The organism is Brevibacillus sp. YAE8 (genome assembly GCF_057543335.1).
Map to the genome: position 1 here is coordinate 1 of NZ_BAAIYG010000009.1, position 23,349 is coordinate 23,349.

The window sequence follows — 23,349 nt, forward strand, 5'->3', positions numbered from 1 at the left end:
ATGCTAAGATGTGTATAACTCATGATTGATTCTCCTGTGTAAATGGTGTTGTGGTGACTTCATTTTACACGAATCAATCATGGGCCGTTTTTTTATCTAGGTGTCGCACTTGATATTACAATCTGTCAAAGAAATGCCGTCTCGTGTATTCGCTCGGGTTGCAGCCATACTGCTTGCGAAAGGCCGCCGTGAAGTTGCTCGCGTTGCTGTATCCGACGGAAGCGGCAGCCTGGCCGATGGTGAGCTGCTCCGTTTCCATCAGGGCGAGCGCCTTTTCCAGCCGCGCCTGGCGCACTTGCTCGAAAATGCTCATGCCGTACATCTCGCGAAAGCCTTGCTTGAGCTTGCATTCGTTGATCCCCGCCAGCCGGGAAAGCTGGCGGATGCTGTACGGATTTTCCAGATTGCGCAAAATCGTCTCGCGCACGCCCGCGATGATCTCCATATCCTGCTTGCGCAGATGCGTCCTGCCGCGCGTCGCTGTTGGCTTGCTGAAGCCTTGGCTGACCAGCGCGATAATTTCCATCGCCTTGCTCTCCATGTACAGCCGTTTGAGCGGGCCTTGATACGTGCAGAAAAACATGTCGTGGACGCACTTCTGGATCGCTGGCGTCACATCGTAGGGCTCCACGCTGCCCAGATGCCGCTGCAAAAACGCCTCGAAAACCGGGCGGTCCTCGCCGTTTTCCGAATAACTGAGGAAGTGCTCGGGACTCATGCGAATCTCGACGTGCTGATTGCGAATCCCGGCTTTGCGTTCCAGATACACTTCTTCGTCTTCCAAAAAGACGACGCTGCCTTCCTTGCCGACAATCTGCTTTTCCTGGCCGTTCCAGGCGCAATACGTCTGCCCGCTCAAACTGTAGCTCAGCTCCAGAAGCTGAAAGTTTTCCCGAATCGTGTACTTCATGTCTTCTTCGAGCTGCAAATCCGTTATGACAATCTCCATGCCGGGGCGAATCCGCAGCCGGGTGATGCCGCCCGTGCCGATATGCGGAGGAGCGATCGCCTGCTGCTCCCAGGCGCGATCGCGCAAGGTTGCCTGCATGGACGCGAGAAACTGCGGAAAGTAGTCATGCATATCCGATAATTGCATATGGAATTCCATCGTCATCTATCCTTCCCGACACCCGCAGGCAGCGTCCGGTCGTGTGCCTTCCATCTGCCTCCGTCGGCGCCAGCGGCTGTTTCATCCAGACAAGAATGAATAAGATTCTTATCCCGTATAAGGGCAACTAAGGCTGCGCCGATGGCTTGGCGTAGCCAAGTTTACCCATCATGTTGACGTATTGTACCATATACAAATATCGTTCGGTCAACTGCTCCACTCCCGCCCGCGCATCCCGCAAATACTGGTTTCCCGCCTCGATGACTCCTGCGATCAGCTCCGCGAGAAAGCCCATCTCGTACTCCTTGGCGCCCGCTTCAAGCTGCGCCAGCATGCGAAGATCGTCGGCGTCGAGCTTGCGAATGCCCTTGAGCAGCATCCGCTCCAGCCAGTCAGTCAGCTTTTCGCGATAAATAAAAATCTCTTCCATCTGCCCTCCTCACCCTCCACTGCTGTCATCGTAAATCGAGCTTCAGGCTCGTCAGCGATTTGCCTTGCAGCACACTGATCGGATAGAGCATATCTCCCATCGGCTGGACGAGCAAATAGACGTCCCGCAGCGCAAGCAGGCTCTTGCTGTTTTCCAAATAGCGCAGCGTCCGGTCGAATTCGGCGTGGTACGGCAGGCGCAGAGAAACGCTGTCGCCCGCTTCCGCTTCCACCGTGATGACGAGCTGCTGCGACGCTTCCTCGTAGAAAACTTGCTGAAACGACTTCGCTCGCAGCAAAAAGACGCGGTCTGCTGCCTGCTCGAACAAAAGGCCGCTGCCCTCGCCGATCTGCTCGGACCAGTTGCGGCAAAGCGTCTCGCCCAGCTCCAGATCCTCGATGTTTTCCCGCGGCAGCACCATCATCTTCGTCTCCTCGCTCGATGACAGACGCTGCTCCCGGTTCGTCTTCGCGCTGGTCAAGCTCACCTGGGAATGCGCCAGTTCTTCCATCGTCATCAGCTCGCCCCACGGCGCCTTGCTTTTGTAGCTCGACGCAAACGAAAAGGTCGTCCCCTCGTAGTAGACAGGCCGGGCTTCCGTATAAGTGTAGATGCGCTTGTCTGTCTGGGAGAAAAAGTAATACGTAATCCCTTTGTACCCGGAGCGCGTCTCCCACGGATTGGCCCCGAGCGCGTACAAATTCAGGTGCGGCACGGTGTGGTACTTGCTCTTGAAGCTGCCGAGCAACTGCTTTTTTTGCTCCGGCCGGTCGCTTTTTTCCAGCGCGATCAGCCCCAGGTAGACGCGTGCCAGCCTGTCGAGCAACACTTCCTGCGAAAACTTGACGTGCCGCTGGAAAAACAGGTCAAGCTCGCCCTTGATGCCCCGCAAGTCTTTTTCCAGCGCGGGCATGTTCCCGTTATGGGCGGCGATTGCCAACAGCTCGATGCGCGTGCAGACCGTTTCCGACAGCTTCGCCAGCCCAATGCCGAGCACTTCGGCAAGCAACGCCTTGGCCTCTGCTGCCACCTCCGCGTCATAGCTGACATCTGTCATGTCCGCCTGAAGCTGTTCGCGGTCGTCGATCTGGTGCATCCGGCGATAGCGGAGCAGGCACTCCAGCTTGTGCAGGCAATGGCCTTTTGCCTTGCAACTGCACTTGCTTCGCGCCAGGTCGGGTTCCTGGTCGAAGGACACCGCTACCTGCGCAAACGGAAGCGTTACGGTCAAAAAAGACGTTTCCGCCACTTCCAGCTCCTCGTCATACTCCAGGCGAAACAGCACTTCCTCCACCTGTGCGGCGGTAAAAGTCCCGAGCAGCTCGGACGGGCCAAGCTGCAACAGCCAGCCAAAATCCGGTTTGGCTGCCTCTGCCTCCGCGCCCGCTCCTTCCGCCTGCCGATGATTCTTGGCGTAGTAGACAATCGCGATGACGACGTGCTTGCATATTTTGTCGGACGGGCACGAGCAGGAAAATTGCCCGATATCCGCGTACAGCAGGCACACGCTGCCGTCTGACAGCGCGCACCTGACATGATCGGGCAAAAATTCATACGAAACCGTCACGCCTTTTTCGATTTCCTTGACTGCCCGGTTGTAAATGCCTTTATTCGCGTAGGTGACCAGGTACTCTTCGTTGCACAGCCCAATAAACCGCTGAAAGTCGCTCTTGAAATCCGCCATGGCTACTTCCCGGCTGCGCGCACGACATCGTAGACCGTTTCACTGAATACCCGGCCCGGAATTTCGGCGAGCTTCAACCGATCGACTGGCTTGAAGTACATGTATCTGTACTGCTGGTCGTCATTCGGGTAAAAAGCGAGAGCTTCCAGGCTCACATCGTCCATTCCGTCGTAGTACGAAATGCTGGCCCCGCTGATTTTCAGCTCAGCTACGATGTTGCCGTACAGTTTGTAAAACTCGTAGTAGAAGCCCGCATCTTGCGGCGCGCCTTTGATCCAGCCGAATTTTTCCATCGTTTTGGCAAACGCGGTCGGCGAGTACGCCCCATCCGGGAGCCGGAGCACTTCGTCTGCTTTCAGCTCTGCTTCTGTCGGCACGAACAGTTCGCGGTTCAACTGGTCAAACGGCTGGGAAATTTCATAGTCGGCAAGCTGCGTCCGCCAGCCTTCGAGCGTCTCTGCGTCCAGCTCCATCGGGTGGACCAGCCCGATGTGCTGCTGCTCGGCCAGCTCGTACTCATCCTCATCGACCGTGTTGAACGTGCCGTCTTCCATGTAGCGGAACGTGTCTGTGAGCGACCCGTTCTCGTAAACGCCCCAGATCAGGCCGATCGCGAATTTTTGCATCAGTACGTTTTCCACGAACAGGCGCTTCCACGCTTCGGTCGTCCAGTAGCGCGACTTGGACAGCGATTCCTCCAGACGGAGCGCTTGCAGCTTGACCATGCTCTTCAAGTCTTTTTTCAGTTGGGCAAAGCTCGCCCGCGCTTGCTCCGCCAGTTGCTGATCGTCTTTTTGCGCCGGAGCGGGCAAATTTTTCACCGTCTTGCCTGTGCTGTCGTTCGTAACTTCCAGCTCCAGATCGTTGTTGACCTTCACGGTAAAGGTGCGCTCTCCATACGAGAACACTTGCTTGCCGGAAGCATCGAAGCCGAGCTGGGTGACCAGGCGATCTTCCAGCTCCTCTGCGGAAATGTTCAGATTCGCCGCTGCCATGCCCAATGCTTCCTCTGCCGCCGAGCGAACTTGCTTGTTTTTAATCGTTCGTTTAATCTGATCGATCTGCCGCAGCGCCGCCAGGTCGTCGGAGAAGGACAAAGCCCGGACTCCCTCTGCGGCGAGCGCGCCACGGGAATGATCGGTCCACTCTCTTACCATCTGGCTGATCGTATCGACGCTTCTTCTGTCACCCAGGGCGATTGCGAGCGGCATGACCCATTTTTCTTTCGCCGGGGCTCCCTGGTCGAGCCACGTGCGCAGCACCTCGGCGAACAAATCCGCGGCAGAAGCGGCGCAAAACTGCCCTTTCAAGTTCAGCACATGCGGCGACGGAGCCGTTGGCGATTCCACCGATTGCGTCAAAATATACTCGGTCAGCTCGCGTCCCAGCTCGTTGCCCTGCTCGTCGCGCAGCGCCGGAAGCAGCTCGAGCGGCAGCCATTTGATTCGGGCGAGCTTGCGCTTGTCGATCAGATTGCCCAAATTGGCGATGCCGGCATCCGGACCTTGTCCGTCTGTTTCCAGCAAGGTTTCGATCAGTGCCTTGAACTTGCTCGTCTTCTCTTTTTGCAAAAGCTCCGCGAAAATCTCTTTGCGGTTGTCGAGCGTGCGAATGGCATCGAGTGCCCATTCCTTGACCTTCGCTTTCTTTTCGCTCGTGTACACTTCCACGCACAGCTCGCCGTCCTTCGCGAGCAACAGCGCCGCGTTGGCGATGCCCGTCACTTTTTTCGACGAGTCTGACAAGCCAAAGCGAATCGCCCGGTTGCGCACCTCGCGAGCCAGAGGCTCCTTGCCGTCCAAAATCGTTTCCAGCACAAACACGCGAATATCCGTATCGAGGTTTTCCCACGCCTCCAGGCACAGCTTTGGGTAGGCTCTGACGAGTGCCTGATAATGCTCGGTCTTGACCTCGGCGTAGTAATAGTACGATTTTTTGATCGCCAAAAGCTGGCAGACGAGCTGCTTCACGTCCGCCGCCTCGTCCTGTGCCGCCAAACCGACCAGTCTGGTCAGGTCGCTCTGGAAAGCGTGCGCGAAGCACATGTGTCCAACCATCCGGCCCGACTTGCCGACAAAGCGGCTCATGAACACTGTGAGCCGGACGACAAACGGATGCTCGCCCGGCAAAAAGCCGAGCAGGTGCATCTGCTGTCTGACGCGCTCCGCATCTTCGAGATGGGCATTCGCCAGCGCTTCCTCCAGCGTGCATTTGTCCTCCAAATAATTCGCGAGCTTTTGCGTGCCCTTCAATCGGCGCAGCGCATCGAGGGCGACCGCTTCCAGCGAGGTATCGGCGGCGGAGAGATCGACGCCTTGCTCGGCCAGCGTTTTGTACAAATAGCCTTTGACGATCGGAATGGCGGCGAGGTCGAGCGCTCTTCTCGCTTTGGTGAGGTCAGAGAGCACGAGCTTTTCCGCTTGCTCCCACTGCGTGGGCGGCTGAACCAGATGATTGCGCAATTCCAGCAGCAAATCGTAAGGCGCAGTCAGCGTGACGATTCCGCGCAGCCGCACGTCATGCTGCAAAATGTCGAGCGGGAACAGCTCGAACACGATTTGCAGGACCGTCAACAACTCGCGGTCGCTCTCGTCTTGCTCGGCGAGAAACGCCGTCATCCCGCCTTTTACGTGCATCCGGTAATAAGCGAGGCTGAGCACGATTTCGATGTAGCGTTTCAAATGCCGCTGGTTGAGCAGAGAGCCTTCTGTTGCCGACTCTTCGGGGAAGTATTTCTCGCGCACCGCTGCCCTTCTCTCCTTGCAGTACGCGGGATAGAGCGACTCGCTCGTCAGCGTGTTGCTGTTGATTTGCAGCATGGCGATATCTTTGGCAATTCGCCACAGCTCGCGCGTATAGGCCGCCGTATCGCCCGTGACCAGATGGTAGTAGACAGGCTCGACCTTCTCCTGCACGCCTTCCAGCAGGACAGGCGAAATGGCGTTGGCGTTCGCAAGCAACAGCAAATGCTTAGCCCGTGTAAAGACGGACGTATAATCTCTGCTGATGCTCGCTTTATAGTCCTCGATCGTCTTTTCCATAAAAGTACGAAACAACGGCAGGCCGAACTGCTCCACGGTTGCTCGCATCGCGTCCAGCGCTTTTTGCTCGATGGCCAAAAGCTCCTGTTTGCGCCCTGGGTCCACCTCGATGTCGTGCAGTTCAAGTGTGTCGAGGAAGCAGCGCTCCATCACGCTTTGCCTTTCGTAGTAGCGGTGGCTCGCCTTGTACAACACTTCTGCCGCGCGATAAAAGACCGTTTCCTCCCCGCGTTTTTTCAGCTTATCGAGCTGGGGCATCAACGAATAGCCGTAATACCGCTGATCCTCGGCAATCGGCGGGCATTCGTTCGTCTCCCCTGTCACGTAGTCCATGATTTGGTCGAGCAGATGCGCGTTCAGCGGGCTCGCATCCTTGAATCTGTCCACGAACGGCCCAACGAGTGGATGGGCATCGAGCTTTTTCAGTACCATGTTGCTTCCTCCCTTGCCTTCCCTTTTATTTGATGATCTTTCCGATCCATTGCGACAGCTCGTCAGGCGTAATCGCGGCGACGTGCGCGCCCATGTCCGCGAGCACGCGTGCGGCATGCTTGTTGTAGGTCGCGTTTCCGTTGAAGTCAAGCGCGGTCAGCACCAGAAACTTACAGCCTGCGTCGATAATATCCTTGCTCTGCCGATACATCTCCTTGATCGGATAGCCTTCCTCCAGGTCGCTAACCAAAATGAAAATGGTCCGCGCCGGATTTTCCAACAGCGACTTGCCGTAGCGAAGCGCCTGCGCAATGTGGGTCCCCCCACCCAATTGCACGCTCATCAGCACATCGACCGGGTCGTCCAGCCTGTCGCTCAAATCGACGACTTTGGTGTCAAAGATGACGAGATGCGTCTTCAGTGCCGCCAGCTTGTAAAAAATGCTCGCCATCACCGCGCTGTAAATGACCGAGTCCATCATGCTGCCGCTCTCGTCCACGACGATGACGATGTTCCATTTGTTGTGATGCTGGATGTTGCTGTGAAAATACAGCTCGTCGATGATAAAGCGTTTGTTTGCCCGGTCGTAGTTTTTCAAGTTTTTGCGGATCGTCTTGTGCACGTCGAGATTGCGCATCGTTTTCGTGTAGCCGCGCCGGAAGCGGTTGCGCTTGCCGACGATACTCGTCTGCACTTCGGCTTCCAACTGGCGCCGCAGCTCCTCGACGACCTTGCGCACGACTTCCTTGGCGCTTTTGACGACCTCACCCTTCATCCGGCCCTTGAACTGGAGGATGTTTTTCAGCAGCGTCATGTTTGGCTCCAGCTTTTCCAGCACCTTTTTGTCCGTGAGCAGCTCGGTCATGTTGTAGCGCTCCAGCGCCTGCTTTTCCAAGATTTCCACTGTGTTTTTCGGGAAAAGCTTGCGAATTTTTTGCAGCCAGGTCGGCACAGTGAGCTGGAAGCCTTCCCTGCCGCCTTCTTTGCGGTAGCCTTGCTCCTCTCCGTGCTCGCGGCTATAGAGGAAGTCCAGAATCGAGTCCAGCTCGCGGTAGGCAAACTCGGATCGGCTGTATTCGCCGCTCTGCTCCAGGGAATCATCCGCCTGCGAGCCGAGCAAAAGCCGCCAGCGGTTGATCGCTTCGCGGTTCAAATGAGGTTCCATCTGGCAAACTCCTCCCTGATCTCGGCGTCGAGCTGCCGGGCCTGCTGCAAGGCTGGCTCCGCGATAGCCGGAGCGGTGAGCGCATCCGTACTGGTCTGGAACAAGGCCGCGACCTTTTCAGCGAGCAAGCTGATTTCCATTGGCCCAAAAAAGGCGAAGGCCAGGCGAAGCTGTGGCACGAGCTGCAAAAAGTCTTCGTAGTCGAGCCGCGTAATCATCTGGTTCAAATCCGCAAGCAGCCGTTCCTCGTAAAACAAAAAGTCGCGGCCGACGAGAAAGACGCCGTGCAAATAAGCGGCCGTGTGCAGCATCTGTTCCGGCGAGCCGAACATGTACGCTCTCGCCCGGCGGGAAATTTCCCCGCGCTCGAATGCCCCGAGATTGCACAAAATCGCGGCGGCGACACCTTCCAGCATCGGCGGCAAAACCGGGCCAGCCAGCAAGGTCAGAAGCTGATCGCGAAAAATCTCCCGTGAAGACTCGGATTGCTTTTGCTCGCTTGCCATGTACAAAAACTTGAACTGCTCGGCGATCTGCTGGCACTCATCCGGGTTTGGGTTGCCCTGCTCCGCGATTTTGGCTACGGCCTGATAGTAGACCTCGTCGATCAGCGCCGCAAGCCTTGCCGTGTCTGCGAGGCCAAACAGCCGCTTCTGCTCCCGCAAAATCGTCAGCGTCTTCAACGTTTTGCACAAGGACAAAAAGTGTCCGTCCTCCTTGACGGCCAAAACGACCGCCTCAAACAGCCGTTCGCCGAGCTTTTCCAGGCCCATGACGACCGCCATCAGCAGCCATTTGGCCAAGGCGTGGCTCTGATGCTGCGGCAAGTCCTTCATCGTGTCTTCCAGCTTTTGCGCCGCGGCCTCCTTCACCGTGCCGCCGTAGACGGAAGCTTCGATCAGCCTGGCCTCGACGTAGGAGGAATAGCCGTAGCGCCACGTTTCGCGGACCAGATTGACGAACCTGTCGTTTTGCCAATCCGGCCCGGCCTCTTTGACGCAAAACTCCGTGCCCAAAAACTGCAGGCAGTGAAAAAAGCGGCTCGCCTCCCGATGCGAGCGCTTCGCGTACAGCTCCAAAACTTTTTGATTGCGGCCCGTCGTCGCGATCGAGAGCTTGAGCGACTTGCACGTTTCCTTGAAATCGCGGACGATCGGCACATCCAGCTCGTTTGGCGCCACCTGGCCGATGCCATCTCCGGTCATCAGCTCGCGCAGCGTTTCCGTCGGCTGCGTGGTCGCAAGAGTGCGCTCGCCTTTTGTAAAAGCGGACAGCACCGCGTCTTGCAGCTCGTAAGCGCCGCCCTCCGACTTTTCGCGCAGGACGGACAGTCCGCTGATGAGGCCGTACGCTTCGATTGCGTCTGCCGTCGACACGATCTCGCCTTTTTCCCGCAGCCGTTTCACAAGCTGGGCCAAATACGACAGCGCGCTTTTCGTAAAAGGGCTTTGCTCTTTTTTGTTCAGGGCGTTCCAAACCGTCTCGTAATAGTGGACATGCGGCATGCCGCTGGCGTAGCCGTTCAACTGATCCGCTTCCTGATAGGTGTACACCATGGGGTATATTTTTTCGTCTTTGACCTTTTGCATGCGATACGCGGTCTTGCGGTTCTCCAACAGACCGTATGTATGAAAGCCGCCCGTCACCACGAGAATTTTTTCGTACTGCTGTTTTGCCTCCGCAATTTTTTGCCGCATGTGCGCTTCGCGAATCAAGTCTCCCTCCGCCTCCAAGGTCGCTTCGTCGTAGCATTTTCGCGACAGGTAGCAGTAGGCGAACACGTCTTTGACAAACGCAGGTGTCGGCTTGCGGATTCCTTCGATCTCAAACACTTTTTCCCACAGCTCGTCGAAGCTGCGGCACCGCATCGTCTCGCACAGGCGGGCGATGAACTGCGACCCGGCCAGCATCCGCTCGTCGTGGTAGGATAGCTTTTCGTTCTGCTTTTTCAGGTCGTGGCCGTCCTCCATGCTCTCCAGCCTGCTGCCGTAGCCCAGGTCGATGAAGGCGGCGGGAATTTGTCTCTTCCGCGCTTCGGTGAGCGCGACGTATTCCGGCGAATAGGCCAAAAACGGAAAGTAGCAGACGTACTTGTTCTCCCCGGACGCATACGCGTAGTAAATGCTGATCGGCGGCTTCGTCTGTTCATCCGTCAAAATCGGAATGAGGTGGTTGCTGTTGTCCGGCCCCTCGATCAAAATGATCTGCGGCGCGTATGCCTCAATCGTCTTTTGCAGATGGTAGGCGCAAGCAGGGCTGTGGTGCCTGACCGGAAAATAAACGACCTGCCCGGAAAGATCGTAGACCTCCTGCTCGACCAGCCTGTTTATTTGATCCATTTCTTCTCGTTGTAGTACGCTTCCCATAGGCCCTCTTCCTTTGCCCGTTCTTTGACCACCTTCGTGAAGTACGTTTTCAAAATGCCCGCGTCCTTCTGATTTTCCTTGACGACCGCACCCTGCAAGTTTTGCACCAGCCGCTCCAGCGTAATCGGCTTGCCCTCGTAGTAATAGGCGGTCATCGCGCTCTGCACGTAGACGGATACCGCTTCCGCCGTGCTCATGACGGATTGCGGCGACTCGATTTTGTAGCCTTCCTTCGTCTCGCCCGTGCGCAGTTCCATAAAGGTCGTCGCCAAAAGTTCCACGACATCGCGATCAATCTCGACTTCCACGCCGCTTTGCTGCAAAATCATTTTCGCTTGCGACTCGATGATTTGCGCTTCCATTTTGACGTGGTTGATCGGCGCGATCGTCTCGAAGTTGAAGCGGCGCTTGAGCGCGCTGCTCATCTCGTTGACGCCTTTGTCTCTTAGGTTGGCGGTGGCAATAATATTAAAGCCCGGCTTGGCAAACAAGATGCCGTCTGCAAGCTCGGGAATGTTCATGACTTTGTCGCTCAAAATGCTGATTAAGACGTCCTGCACCTCGAAGGGGCAACGGGTAATTTCTTCGAAACGGGTGATGATGCCCTTGTTCATGCCGTTGTACAAGGGCGACGGGACCAAAGCTTGCAGCGACGGCCCTTTGTCCAGCAGCATGGCGTAGTTCCACGAATACTTAATCATGTCCTCGGTCGTTCCCGCCGTGCCCTGGATCGTATTGGTGCTCGTGCCGCTGATCGCAGCCGAGAGCAGCTCGCTTAACATCGTCTTCGCCGTTCCCGGCTCGCCTACGAGCATGAGTCCGCGATTTCCGGCAAGCGTCACGATCGCCCGCTCGATCAGGGCATCGTCGCCGTAAAACTTTTTCGTAATCTCGATGGACTCTCCTTCGTACGCAAGCGGCTTGTCGGTGCCGAGAATAAAGTCGCGGACCGCTCGCGGCGACAATTGCCAGTTCGGCGGCTTGGCTCCAGTGTCGTTGGCCCGCAAAGCAGCCAGTTGCGCTGCGTACAAAACTTCCATCGGCGGCTTCATCGTTTCCATCCAAATGCCCACTCCGTTTCGGCTTTTTCTGACAAACATGGCTTATCTCAAAAATAATAAGCAAAGCAAACTTGGGAAATGAAGGGTATTTGTGCCCAATATTAGGAAGAATATGTGAAAATTTGCGCTTGGAGTCCTGGTGCGCGGCAATTTGAGGCGGGACTTTCGAGGACAAAAAACCTGGATCCCCCCAGGCAGTCAACAAGCAGCGAAATGATTACATCCACCTTTTTTCGGTCACGGCTTTCTCCTTCTTCCTTGATTGTAACAATGACATGCAAAAAGTTCCATTTTTTCGAAGAGTTCTTTTTGTGAAAATGTAAGCATCGACAAACAGATGGAAGTTTTCTGCCGGGTACGTTCTTTGCCGTCGGATGCATGCTAGGCTTAGCATCGTGCTGTTCCTGTGTCCTGATAGCTCACGCGCTTTGCGCGTCAAAAAAAACAGGCGTGACCGAACATGTTTGTCCGCACGCCTGTTTGCTGTGGCATTTTACCGTTGCCTATTCGCTTGGATTGTCCTATAGCTGTGTGCGCAGGCTCCACAGCTCCGGGAAAAAACGGTGATCGAGCGCCCTGCGCAAATAAGCGACGCCAGAGGAACCGCCCGTTCCGGGCTTTTGCCCGATGATGCGCTCCACGGTCGTCATATGGTTGAAGCGCCATTGCTGCTGCTGGCTGGCGATGTCGACGAGCTTTTCCGCCAGCTCGTACAAGTCCCAGTATTGGTGCACGTCGCGGTAAACCGTCAGCCAGGCTTGCTCGACGCTCGCGTTTGGCTGATACGGCTGCGACCAGTCCCGCTCCAGGCACGCCGGGTCGATCGGCAAGCCGCGCGCCGCCATTTCCTTGATCGCCGCATCGTAAATGCTCGGCGCATGCAACGCTTTGTTCAACTGCCCGTGCAGCTTTGGCTGATGCTCGTACACGGCCAGCACATGAGCGTTTTTGTAACCGAGCGTAAATTCGATCAGCCTGTTTTGAAACGACTGAAAACCGGACGAGTGCCCGAGCTTGTCGCGGAACTGCAAGTAATCGGCGGGAGTGAGCGTGGAGAGCACATCCCACGACTTGATAAGCTGTTGCTGGATGCGCGACACCCGCGAAAACATCTTGAACGCCGGCTCCAGCTCGTGATTGGCAATACAGTCCATCGCCGCGGCAAGCTCGTGCAAAATCTGCTTCATCCACAGCTCGCTCACCTGGTGAATAATGATGAACAGCATCTCATCGTGATGAGTCGACAGCCGCTGCTGGCTTGCCAAAATTTTGTCCAGATGCAGGTAATCGCCATACGTCATTTCCTTCTTGAAATCGGTATGGATATCGTGTTCCAGCGAGGACTTGTCCGGTTCGTTGCTTCCATGCGGATGGGGATTCATCTGTGGTCGGCCTCCTTTTTCCTGCAGACGATATGTATGCGCTTACATTACTGGGCGCGTACTGGCTTTACGTATTAATTCCTTGCCGCCCTGCACAGTTCCTGCTGTTCGGTTCTTGTCCGCCTGCATTTTCTCCGTGAACATGGCCGCCCCAGAGGAAAAGGGCAAGGATGTCGGCTCCTTGCCCCGCCGTTGCAAGCCATGGCGTCACAGTCCCCTTGGCAAACGATTGGAAAACGTGGCTACGCCAAGCCATTGGCGCAGCCTTAGTCGCGCGAAAACAACGGCCTCGCCCGCCCTTCATCCAGATAGGCCCGCGCATGCCCCCAGAAGTATTTGCCCGGCTGCATGTAAGCGGCAAGCCCCGCCCGCGCAATCGTGCGTGCCGCCTCTTCATTCGCCTCCGTCAAAATGCGCTGCTCATCCACGGTCAGCACCTGCCGCTGATCCATGACCAACTGTCCGTCGACGATCACGTGGTTCACATCGCCGCCAACGGCCTGGTACACCAAGCGTTGGACGTGCATCGTTTCCGGCGTCAAATGAGCCTGCTGCATGTTCACCGTAATCACATCGGCCTTTTTCCCTGCTTCGAGCGAACCCAGCTCGTCGTCCCAGCCCACGCAGCGCGCCGCATCAATCGTCACCATTTCCAGCAGCTTGCCGGGCGGCAGGTAAAAGTAATCGCGCAGAGCCGCCTGCTGCAAAAGCTGCATTCTGCGCATCGCCTGAAACATGTCAAACGGCGTCATCGGCGAAGTGCCGTCCGTCGTGATGGCGACGGTCGCCCCCATTTCCAATAGCTCGGTGATCGGCGTCCGGGCGTTGATTTGCCCGAAACCGGGCGAAGCACTCACATTCGTCCCCGTCTCCGCCAAAATTTTCGCTTCGTCAAACGAAATGCCGCGGCAATGCTGCAAGTGGACGTCTGGACCGAGCAAGGCGTACTCTTTGTCTTGCACAGCCAGATGAATCATGCCGCCAAACGCGTCAGAGTGAATCCTCGTGTCGTACTTGCGGGCAATTTCCCGGATTTTTCGCGCCTGGTAACGGTCAAAATCGGTGAGGCCAAACAACTGATCGGCCTGGGTCGGAGCCGACGGGTTGATCGACGTGACGATGACAAACGGCGTGATGTACGCCCGCGTCCTGTCCGAGTTGGCATGGTGCAGCGCCTCGATCACCGCTTCGGCTCCCGCCAGCACTTCTTCGTAGGTCACTTCCTTCGTCACCTTTTTCCCGTCGACCCAGCGGCTGAACGGATGCGGCCACGGCGGGTTGCACGGCCCTGTGCAAACGATCTCCCGCACCCCGACCTCCGCGTACGCCTGCGCATGGTTCAAGGCAAAAACCGGATCGTCGGAGCGCGGCATGGAGCCGAGCACGCTGACTCCTGTCGTAATCCCCGCCTTGAGCCGTTCCAGGGCGGACAGCTTGCCCTCGTAGTACCAGAAATCGTCGGTGACCTCATGCTTGTACACGTTGGTGATAATCGGCATCCAGTCGTTGATGTTGTCGGTGGCAATCGTCTTGAACAGCGAGTGTCCGCCGTGCCCGTGCGCGTCGATAAAGCCCGGCAACACACAGTGGCGGGCACAGTCGATCACGCGCTCGGCCGTGTATTTCTCCGTCAACTGGGCAGTATCCCCGACCTCCACGATCCGCCCGTCGTCAATCGCGACTGCGCCGTCCGCAATCACCCGTCTGTCCTTGTCCATCGTGATGACCACGCCGTTTACGAGCAATACATCGATCATTGGCAATCGCCTCCCTGTCTTTTTGTGCATGAGGGAAAAAGCGTGCTGCGGCCCCCTACCCTACACGATAACGAAAAGCAATGCCGTTGTATTTGCAAGAGTATTACGATTTTTTTCACGATCTTTACCTGTTTCGCCTGCCTGCCCGCTTTTGGCGACGCTTTCGCTGCCTGTATGCCGATACGATTTTGTCAAAAGGCTCCCTAGCTGAAAAAACCACCTTTCCCAAACGGAAAGATGGCGGATGGCTGACAGCGGGCAACGCTTTATGGATGGGTTCTGCGCTTGCGCAGGAAAACGATGAGAAAAACAAGAGCAGCGACAGCGATCACCCCGTAGACAAAGTGGGAGTAGACGTCCATCACGTGCAAAACATCTTGCCACGATTCGCCGAGAAACGCCCCGATCCACACCAGGGCAATGTTCCACAGCAGCGTCCCGATGCTCGTAAACAGCAAAAACAGCGGGAGATTCATCCGGGTCATCCCCGCCGGAATGGAAATGAGGCTGCGCACCAACGGAATCATCCGGCAAAACAAAATCGTCCAGTAGCCGTATTTGTCAAACCAGGCATGCGCTCTCTCGATGTCTGTCTGCTTGACCCGCAGCAGATGTCCCCAGCGCTCTACGACCTTCTCGATTTTTCCTACGTCCAAATAGTAGCCGATCCCGTAAAGCAAAATCGCGCCGAGTACGGACCCGAACGTGGCCGACAAAATGACACCCGGCACGGTCAACGCCGAGTGTGTGGTCATAAAACCGCCAAATGTCAGGATCACTTCAGAAGGAATCGGTGGAAATACGTTTTCCAGCGCCATCATCAAAAAAATGCCCAGATAGCTGTATTGTTCAATGAAATGCGTCAGCCAGTTTTGCATACTACCCCTCTTTTATATCAACCGATGCTTATGATTCAAGTATAGAGACGATTTGTTCATAGTTCAATGAAAAGCGGCATTTGCCCGGGAGAATCTGTGCAAAGCTATGGGCCTTGCGCACGCCAAATCTGGTAAATATGGTACAATTCTTTCTATTAGATAGATTAGCAGAAAATGTAAAAGGAGCGATCCGATGCTGGTTTTGGTTGCCGTCGTTGCCGTTGCTGCTTTGGCTGCCCTGTACGACGCCCTGCGGAAAATCAACGCGAACATTCTCATGCAAGTCGAGCAAAACGAACGAATCATCAAGCTGCTGGAAGACATCAAAAAAAGACAATCATAGTGTTCAACCCAAGTTAAAGATCGTTTACCTGGACTACTCGCAGAGGCGGTCTTTTTTTGTGCTTTTCTGCCCATTCAGAAATCAAACAAAGTGTGTCATATTTTTTGCAAACTGTTTCGAAATGTAGACTTTTCGCATCATTTAAGTATATGATGATATTAGCAAACAATTATTTGTTTGTCGAAAAACAGGTGGATTCCACTTTTTAGGAGGCGTTTCCATGTTCACTATCAGGGAATCAGATTTGCCAGGAATCGGACGAAAGTACCAGGTGGAAACAAGAAGCGGCGACAAGCTGATTATCATTATCCACGATGACGGCCAACGGGAAATTTACCATTTTGACAAAGACGACTGGGACGAAAGCGTCTCCATGGTCACGCTGGATGACCAGGAATCGCGGCAGTTGGCTGGCATCATCGGCGGGATGACCTACAAGCCGAAAGCGCTGGAAACGATCGAGATGGCGCTCGACCAGCTCGTGATTGAATGGTACAAGATCGAGCCCGGCTCAGCCTGCATCGGCAAGTCGATCGGGGAACTGGACATTCGCCAAAAGACCGGGGCTACCATCATCGCCATTATTGAAAAGGATCAAAAGCAAAAAGTGAGTCCGGGACCAGAGTGCGTTCTGACTGCAGGCGTGACGCTGGTTGTGGCAGGTGAGAGAGGGCAGGTGAAGGTGTTAAAATCTACACTCATATCAGGGGGGGCTTGATTTGGAACACATCGTCTTTGAAATTGGTCTAGCCATTGGCTTGATTGCCATCGCAGGGTTCATTTCGCAAAAACTCCGCTTTTCCATCGTTCCGTTTTACATCCTCATCGGCATGGCCGTAGGGCCGCACGCCGCGTCGATCGGTCTGATCGACTTTCGGTTTATTGAAAGCGAACCGCTCATCGACTTCATGGGTCGGATGGGTGTTTTGTTCCTCTTGTTTTACGTCGGGCTTGAATTTTCGGTTGGCCGTCTGATTAAAGCGGGACGCTCTATCGCGATCGGCGGCACTATCTATATAGGCATCAACTTTACGCTCGGCTTGCTCTTCGGGTACTTTGCCGGGGTTCCTTTCAAAGAAATTCTCATTATCGCCGGTATTACGACGATCTCCTCTACTGCCATCGTGGCAAAAGTGCTGGTGGATCTTAAACGGACAGCCAACCCGGAAACGGAAATGATTCTGGGCATGATTATGTTTGACGACCTGTTCCTCGCTGTTTACTTGTCCATCATGTCCGGTCTCGTGCTCAGCGGAGCCACATCGGTCGTCGGCGTCCTCACTTCTGCGCTGATCGCACTAGGCTACATGCTTCTGTTCATCATCGTAGGGCGCAAGCTCGTTCCATTGCTCAACCGTGCGCTCAATATCAAATCAAATGAACTTTTCATGTTGACGGTCTTTGCAGGCCTGTTCCTCGTAGCTGGTTTCTCGGAAACCATCCACGTGGCCGAGGCGATTGGAGCCTTGCTCGTCGGTCTGGTCCTTGCAGAAACGGTCCATATGAAGAGAATTGAGCACATGATTCTGCCTTTCCGCGACTTTTTTGGCGCCATGTTTTTCTTCAGCTTCGGCTTGTCGATTGACCCGCTTCAGCTCGGCGGAGCTGTCTGGCTGTCACTGGCGGCTGTCGCCATTACGCTGATCGGAAACTACACCGCCGGACTTCTGGCCGGGCGCAGCGCAGGCTTGTCGGCACGCGCTTCCTCGAACATCGGGCTGACGATTACGGCGCGCGGGGAATTTTCCATCCTGATTGCGAATATGGGGAAAGCAGGCGGACTGTTGGAAATTTTGCAGCCATTCACCGCCCTCTACGTCCTGATTCTGGCCATTCTCGGCCCGGTACTGACGAAGGAATCGAAACATATTCACAACCTGCTCAGCAAAGTGCTGCCGCTGGAGAGGATGTTTCAGGCAAAAGCAGCCAAGGCATCTGCTCCTGCGCCAAGCGCGGAAAAGCAACAAGGGTAATCATCCATAACGAAGAGAAGGCTGATTTCTGTGCATCCGGCGCACGTCAGCCTTCTCTTTTTTTACCCATGCAAGCTCCCCTCTAGGCGGACTCGCGGCCTGTACGAGCCAACGGGCAACTGAATCAGGCACGTCTTCTGCTCATCTGCCAGCCCGTAAATGCCGTCGCTTTTCGCCGCATCGTACCCGAGCAGCGGGTGTCCTCCCAGCCCGCAGGAAAAAGCGCCAAGCAGCAAGCGGTGTACCGCGATCCCCGCCTGCATCTGCAAAATCCTGTAGCCTCTGTCCCCCCATCTGTCGCGCAACTGATTTCGCTCCCCCGCTACGTGGAAGCAGAGCGGCACCTGAAACAGATTGACATTGTCGAGCGTCATGCCCGCTTGCAGCTCCAGCCGCTGGTCCCCGTACCGTCTCGCCAGCAGACTGTGGCTGTCTGGCTCGTAGCGGTACGCCCCGTTTTCGATGCCGTCCACCTGGTGAATGCAGACGCAGAGCGCGGGCAGCCCGCTGTCTGTGCCGCCGAGGTCATGGCGGTAGCGAAAAGCGCCGAACGCCTCCTGCAAGAGAGCGGATAGCTGCTCCTGGGCGATTTTTCGCCAAACAAAGTCAAGCTCCGGCGAAGTGCGGCGGCGGCAAAACTCCGCGAAATCGTACCGCTGCGGCAAGCTGTCCGGCAAAACATGCCGCTTCTTTGCACTGTCCGCGACTGGCTGCTCGGCGGCGGCTCGCGGAGTTCCAAATGAAGCGGTCGACTCGTACATCGCCGCTTCATTCATTTTGCGCAGCAGCGGGTAGTCTTTTTGCCTCTGCGAGCCGATATGATACCGATGCGTGACAGGTTCTAGCTGCCGGAGCAGTTGTTCAGCCGTCGTCTCCCCTCGGGATTTCGCTCCAGCGGAAAGCCCCGGCGCTGCGGGCAGCGGCCACGCTTCCTGTCGCTTCGCTGCAAGCGGCATGATCGCGTACACGCTCTCTTCGTTTCCGGACAAGCCGAGCAGGTGGTTGATTGCGCGATCCAAAAACAAATAGTGCACCCCTGTTTCGATGCCGCAACCCTCGGCCAAAGCCAACCATTGCCCGAGCAGCACTCCCGTGTCCAGCCCTTGCAGCCGGTATGAAAACAGGTCGTATTTAAAGGCGTTTTTCCAAAAGTAAGCGGAGACAAACAGCGCGCCAAAGCAATGGTGAAGCGCGCAGCGCTGGCCGAGCGACTGGCTTACGTAAGCATCGAAGTCGCCTTCGCGAAGCAGCACGAGCCGATGATGCGCCACATCGTAATGATAGACGCCCTGGGCCATGTACGAGAGCTTTCCGTACAGGTAGACTTCGTTCGGATACAACGCCCCGCCGGAAGGAATCGCCCTGCGGTAAGACTGCACGGGAAACAGCCCCTCCTCCGCGGCCTCTTGCGGAAATACCGTCTGGCTGACTTTTGCCAGTCCGTACATATAGTAGAGCAGGCTGCCGAGCTGGGCGAGCGACGGTTCGCCCTCTACCTTTTCCTCCGCCAGTGACAATGCCACCTCCGCAGGCAACGACACAGCCGGCAAGCCGCTATACAGCTTGTAGGGCAGCGGAGCGTCGTCCCAGTTCACTTCCAGATCGGGCGGCCTGACTTTTTCGGTGGCAAAATGCAGGTCGTGCACGAAACGCTCAAGGCTCATTTCCTCACACTCTCCCCCTTTGGTCGTTGCTTTTACGGAAACGGGTGCGGATGCGGATTCAGTTGGGCGTACGTGAGCGGCTGTTTGGCGTAGCCGAGCGTGACAGGAACGTGCAAGACGCGCTCCAGATTGGTCAGCCGCGTCAAATGGTGACCAAACGTCATCGGTAGCATCCCCGGAATCAGGACGCGCACGCAGGACAGCCCGATGCGGCTCACCTCTGGCGTCGTCTGCTCCACGACGATCACGTCGAGCTGCAAGCGGCGAAATACAGCCAACAGCGCCTTTAAGTCGTCTGTCAGATCCGCGTGCCTGCCCGGCTGCGCAAACGCCTCGGCAAACGACTGCTGCGGCCCGTTATTTTCGAGCAAAAAGCCGAGGCGTTCTTCCGCCTCCGGCAAGCCGTAGAGCATGGCGTGATCGTCCATTTTTTTCACGAGCGAGGCGTCGTGGTACATGCGCACATAGCGGTCGCGGTTCGCTTCAAACTTGTCGTGCAAATTGTTCAGCATCGCTGCCGTCTCGTGCAGCCCGCTTTTGACTGCCCGGATCGGATCGGGATGGGCGCCGCCTGCGCAGACGAGATTCAGCCCTGTCTGTTTGCGGTTTTTCGCGATCATCCACACGCTCGGAATGCCGTTTTCCAGCGTCGCGTTGAACAAGTGCAGGTCGTAGTCGGTGACGGACTCAAGCCGCGCGAGCATCAAGTCCAGCTCCCGGTCGCCGGACGTCGCCGGATCGAGCCTCGGCAGCGGCAGCCGGGCATACCAGGTGAGCAAAAAAGCATCGCGCTCCACCACTTCCAACATGCCGTAAAAAATCGCTTCCTCCAGGCTTCCCCCGATCGCACAGCCATTGGACGTCTCGAAGACGAATCCGTCTCCGTAGCCGAGACTGTAGTAAGCCATCCGCTCGGGAACGAGGATCGGCCGCTCCTTCATGCAGGAATAGCCCCATACCCAGTTCATCGGTCGTTTCGGGTCGAACGGCTGAAAAGGAAAGCCGGGCATAGCGTACTGCTCCCGGGAATGAACGCCGCATGTCACCGGATCGAGCGCGTGTTCGGCCAGATTCGCGTAGCAGTCGTACACAACCGTTTTTTTGCCGCGCGGCGTCAAGCCGCAATAGCGCTCCAGCCCTTCCAGAATCGCCGTCCACTCGCTGTCGGCATAGGAATTGGACCGCCCCGCTGTCGCTTCGTCGTGGGGAAATAGCGGCAGATTGACGCTCACATCCGAGTAAACCGAGACGAGATCGCGCATTTTCCCGTTTAAAAAGCCTGTCCGCGCATCCACGTATTCCGTGCGCAGCGCGGGCTGCAACTCCGCCATCGACTTCACGCGGTAGCTGTCCGGATGCCGCTTCGGACTCGGCTTCCAGGCAAACGTCGCCCGCTCTGGCGTGTCCTCGTCCAGACGACCGCAAATGCCGCAGAGCGGATCGGCGAGAAAAAAGTGGCGAGAGCTTGCCAGCGTCTCTAGGTCGAGCAACTGGAGATGGTCGCGCAACCGGGCTTGTTTTCCCGCAGCCATCCGCTGTACTTCCGCCACTACATAATGGCTCACCTGCAAAAGTCCGGTGCGCGAAGCCCAGGCATCTGCCGCCACCCCGCCTTCTTTTGTGAGTTGAAACTGGTGCTCCCACATTTCCTTGCGATCGCGGCCAGCCATGAGCCGCCGCATGTCCGCGCATTGCGAGCAGCCCGGAAGCCCCGGCTGCACGTACGGCCCGATCACCGCTTCGCCGAAGGACACAAACGCCCTGAGCCAAGGAACGCCCGCGGCTTGTAGCCACTTTTCCGCTTCCAGATGTTCATGCGGCCGCCAGCCGTCTTGCAGCACCAGCGCCAGGTCGGCATGTGTCTCTTCCCGCTCGACCGTCTGCTTTCGCGTCACGCAAAAATCCGCCTGCAACCGTGCTGCGACCAGATCAGCCAGCAGTCCTTCGCCCACGACCAGAATCTCCTTACCCATGCGCTTCCTCCTCTCGCAGCGACAAAGCGACGACCCCCGCCAAATCTTCCTGTAAAAATGGCTCCACAGCCGCATTCAGCAGCACGGGGACCAGCCGTTGCCGGGCCAGCAAGTCGCGCGCCTGCTGCCACAGCTCTGCCTCGCTGTCCGGGCAGGGACGAAGCATCGCCTCTTGCTCGGGCTGTTCGGGCTGGTCCAGTGAAACAAAGGACGTCCTCACGACAGAGGCGAGGACTTCATCCGGCGCTCCTTGCCGTTTTAGCAACGCCGCTTGCAGCGCTTTGCGCAGCGCCGCCACTTCATGCAGGCCAACCGTGCCAACCCATTCTGTCCCGTTCCCAATCCCGACCCAGTACACCGGAAAGCCGCACAGGTCGGCACCGCGGGCGATTTGCGGCTGTTCTTTTTCAATGGCGAACGCGCGCAAGTAAAAAAGACACGGCTCGTCGCGCAGCTCTGGCAGCTTCACGCGAGTCGCTACGGGCGGCCGCAACTGCACCTGCTCGGCCAGGCTGGACTGCAAGCAGTTGTACAAGGCGCGGCACAGCGCCTCCGCTCCCGACTCTCCCGCGCCGATGCCGTAGACGCTCTCCTGTGTGCTGTCCGGCTTGCCGCCGCCAAACATATGCGCAGAAGCTGTCCGGATGCCGCACGCGCCAACAAGGCGGGACACGTACATTTCCGTCCCCAGCAAGCCCGCTTCCCTGCGTGCCTCCTCATGGGTGTAGCCCGGGCATATCCGGGCGGGCAGCAGCTCGGCAGGACCATCCGCTACAGGATCGACTGCCTGCACCTGGCATTGCGCGAGCGGCAGTTGCACCAGTTCTCCTTCGTCCCAGAGGTGAAAAATGCCAATGTCCGGCGAAGTCCACGCCTGGAAGGAAGCAAACAGACCGTGCCTTTGCGGCTCTGCTTCCGCAAGCACCTGCTGTTCGTCCACCGGGACGAGACGCGGGCTTCCCTGTACAAGCGGATGCGCCATAACCGTTCGCCAGCTCCCGGAAAGCGTCTCCAGATCGAGCACGTACAGCTTGCCGCCCGGCTCTGCTGCCGCTACACCTGTCACCTGCTTGAACCATTCGAAGACCGCGACGTTTGCCAACAGTGCGGCTGACGTGGCCGTAAACGGATGGCCGCGGGCGTCTTCGCGCAAATAAACGCGGTGCAGTCGACGTAGCACCGAATCCAGGCACACTGGCGAAGACGGGTGCACCAACGGGCCAGCCACTCCTTTTTGCAGCAGCCCAAAGGCGGGAACGAACGTTTTTCCCATCTCCCGGCACACGGCATGCACGAGAGGCAGCTCGCTCTGCTCTGCATCATCTGCGACGTACAAAACCGCAGAAAACGGCGCAAGCGCCTGCTCCCAGCCCGCTTTTCCCTGCTGCTGGATGGGGACTTCGGTCAGCTCTGCCTCCGGGTCTTTTTGCCTCGCATGCGCATACAGCTCTGCCAGCCGCTCTCGATTGACAGACGACCGATCGGTCAGCGCGAAGTGAACGTGCGGGCAGCCCGACTCCCATAACGCGTGAATCAAAGCGAGCAAAAAGGAGCCAGCCCCTACGGCGAGTGGCTTTTGCTGCCGATACGCCTGAAATGCCTGGCCGCCTGAGCCAGCGAGTTGCTCGACGAAGCCGATCTGCGCGGAAAATCGCTCCACGACCGCAGCGGACAGTTGATGCGGCTTGCAGTCGCTTACGTCCTGGACGAATCCGTTTTGCAGCAGGCTCTCGGCGATCTGATAAATCTGGGTCTGGTATGCTTCCGGCAAATCAGCCGTGATCTCAGCCAGCGTGTGCTCGCCGTTGAAGATCGGCAGCAACTGCTGGACCCACTGATCGATCATTTCCCCTTCCATGCGAAACGTCCCGACGTTATTGCGAAAATAGACGCTGCCATCGGGATTGGGCAAAAAAAACGTATCCCGGTTCACTGCAAGACGCATCGACGGATTCAGTTTGACCATGCTCTTCCTCCTTGCTTGGCTGCGTGCGCCACTTTGCGCCATGAGGGTGTCACGGTCATTTTATGTCGTGCGCTTTGTCCGAAATGCCTGCGCAAAAAAAGCGAAAAGCTCCTGCCTGACAACCGC

General features: G+C 56.8%; 16 protein-coding genes. 3 read left to right on the forward strand and 13 right to left on the reverse strand.

Translation table 11 applies throughout. From position 1 onward, the window contains the following. Positions 1 to 115: 115 nt before the first annotated feature. The 10 genes from AC27IT_RS13565 to AC27IT_RS13610 form a co-directional block, all read right to left on the reverse strand. On the reverse strand, positions 116 to 1,114 hold the full coding sequence (locus tag AC27IT_RS13565; RefSeq protein ID WP_487091836.1) for a helix-turn-helix transcriptional regulator: 999 nt from the start codon (positions 1,112 to 1,114) through the stop codon (positions 116 to 118). Positions 1,115 to 1,235: 121 nt separating this feature from the next. Continuing rightward, on the reverse strand, positions 1,236 to 1,538 hold the full coding sequence (locus tag AC27IT_RS13570; RefSeq protein WP_025847719.1) for a hypothetical protein: 303 nt from the start codon (positions 1,536 to 1,538) through the stop codon (positions 1,236 to 1,238). A gap of 25 nt (positions 1,539 to 1,563) precedes the next feature. Further along, positions 1,564 to 3,222, reverse strand: a complete 1,659-nt coding sequence (locus AC27IT_RS13575) for a hypothetical protein (protein ID WP_487091837.1) — start codon at positions 3,220 to 3,222, stop codon at positions 1,564 to 1,566. Between the two features lie 2 nt (positions 3,223 to 3,224). Next, a complete protein-coding gene (locus AC27IT_RS13580) occupies positions 3,225 to 6,695 on the reverse strand; it encodes a DUF4132 domain-containing protein (protein ID WP_487091838.1) in 3,471 nt (1,156 codons plus the stop codon). 25 nt (positions 6,696 to 6,720) lie between these two features. Beyond that, positions 6,721 to 7,860, reverse strand: a complete 1,140-nt coding sequence (locus AC27IT_RS13585) for a VWA domain-containing protein (RefSeq protein ID WP_487091839.1) — start codon at positions 7,858 to 7,860, stop codon at positions 6,721 to 6,723. Beyond that, entirely contained in the window at positions 7,845 to 10,226 is a 2,382-nt protein-coding gene (locus AC27IT_RS13590; protein WP_197187193.1) for a DUF5682 family protein, read from the reverse strand. Before AC27IT_RS13590 ends, AC27IT_RS13585 begins: the two co-directional genes overlap by 16 nt. Further along, positions 10,187 to 11,287 carry an ATP-binding protein gene (locus AC27IT_RS13595; protein WP_025847709.1) on the reverse strand — a complete coding sequence of 367 codons (1,101 nt, stop codon included), beginning with the start codon at positions 11,285 to 11,287 and terminating at the stop codon, positions 10,187 to 10,189. Before AC27IT_RS13595 ends, AC27IT_RS13590 begins: the two co-directional genes overlap by 40 nt. 521 nt (positions 11,288 to 11,808) lie before the next feature. After that, positions 11,809 to 12,669 (reverse strand): tryptophan 2,3-dioxygenase, encoded by an 861-nt coding sequence (gene kynA, locus AC27IT_RS13600; RefSeq protein ID WP_005829598.1) that lies wholly within the window; start codon positions 12,667 to 12,669, stop codon positions 11,809 to 11,811. 266 nt (positions 12,670 to 12,935) lie between these two features. Next, entirely contained in the window at positions 12,936 to 14,426 is a 1,491-nt protein-coding gene (locus AC27IT_RS13605; RefSeq protein WP_487091840.1) for an amidohydrolase family protein, read from the reverse strand. A gap of 266 nt (positions 14,427 to 14,692) precedes the next feature. Then, on the reverse strand, positions 14,693 to 15,304 hold the full coding sequence (locus AC27IT_RS13610; RefSeq protein WP_005829594.1) for a DedA family protein: 612 nt from the start codon (positions 15,302 to 15,304) through the stop codon (positions 14,693 to 14,695). A 193-nt stretch (positions 15,305 to 15,497) separates the two neighbouring features. Between AC27IT_RS13610 and AC27IT_RS13615 the strand changes: the two genes are divergently transcribed. The 3 genes from AC27IT_RS13615 (at position 15,498) to AC27IT_RS13625 (ending at position 17,620) form a co-directional block, all read left to right on the forward strand. Continuing rightward, entirely contained in the window at positions 15,498 to 15,647 is a 150-nt protein-coding gene (locus AC27IT_RS13615; RefSeq protein WP_167333261.1) for a hypothetical protein, read from the forward strand. Between the two features lie 220 nt (positions 15,648 to 15,867). Next, positions 15,868 to 16,365, forward strand: coding sequence for a cation:proton antiporter regulatory subunit (locus tag AC27IT_RS13620; RefSeq protein WP_007786369.1), 498 nt, complete (start codon positions 15,868 to 15,870; stop codon positions 16,363 to 16,365). A 1-nt stretch (position 16,366) separates the two neighbouring features. After that, complete coding sequence (locus tag AC27IT_RS13625; protein WP_005829592.1) at positions 16,367 to 17,620, forward strand: cation:proton antiporter; 1,254 nt, start codon at positions 16,367 to 16,369, stop codon at positions 17,618 to 17,620. Between the two features lie 62 nt (positions 17,621 to 17,682). Here the strand turns inward: AC27IT_RS13625 and AC27IT_RS13630 are convergent, their stop codons facing one another. The 3 genes from AC27IT_RS13630 to AC27IT_RS13640 are packed head-to-tail and all read right to left on the reverse strand — an operon-like array spanning position 17,683 to position 23,223. Next, positions 17,683 to 19,284, reverse strand: a complete 1,602-nt coding sequence (locus AC27IT_RS13630; RefSeq protein WP_487091841.1) for a SagB family peptide dehydrogenase — start codon at positions 19,282 to 19,284, stop codon at positions 17,683 to 17,685. Between the two features lie 32 nt (positions 19,285 to 19,316). Further along, the gene (locus AC27IT_RS13635) at positions 19,317 to 21,257 is read right to left on the reverse strand and encodes a TOMM precursor leader peptide-binding protein (protein WP_283859229.1); all 1,941 of its coding nucleotides are present in this window, start codon (positions 21,255 to 21,257) and stop codon (positions 19,317 to 19,319) included. Further along, entirely contained in the window at positions 21,250 to 23,223 is a 1,974-nt protein-coding gene (locus tag AC27IT_RS13640) for a putative thiazole-containing bacteriocin maturation protein (protein WP_487091842.1), read from the reverse strand. The genes AC27IT_RS13635 and AC27IT_RS13640 overlap by 8 nt, the downstream gene beginning before the upstream one ends. Positions 23,224 to 23,349: the final 126 nt, after the last annotated feature.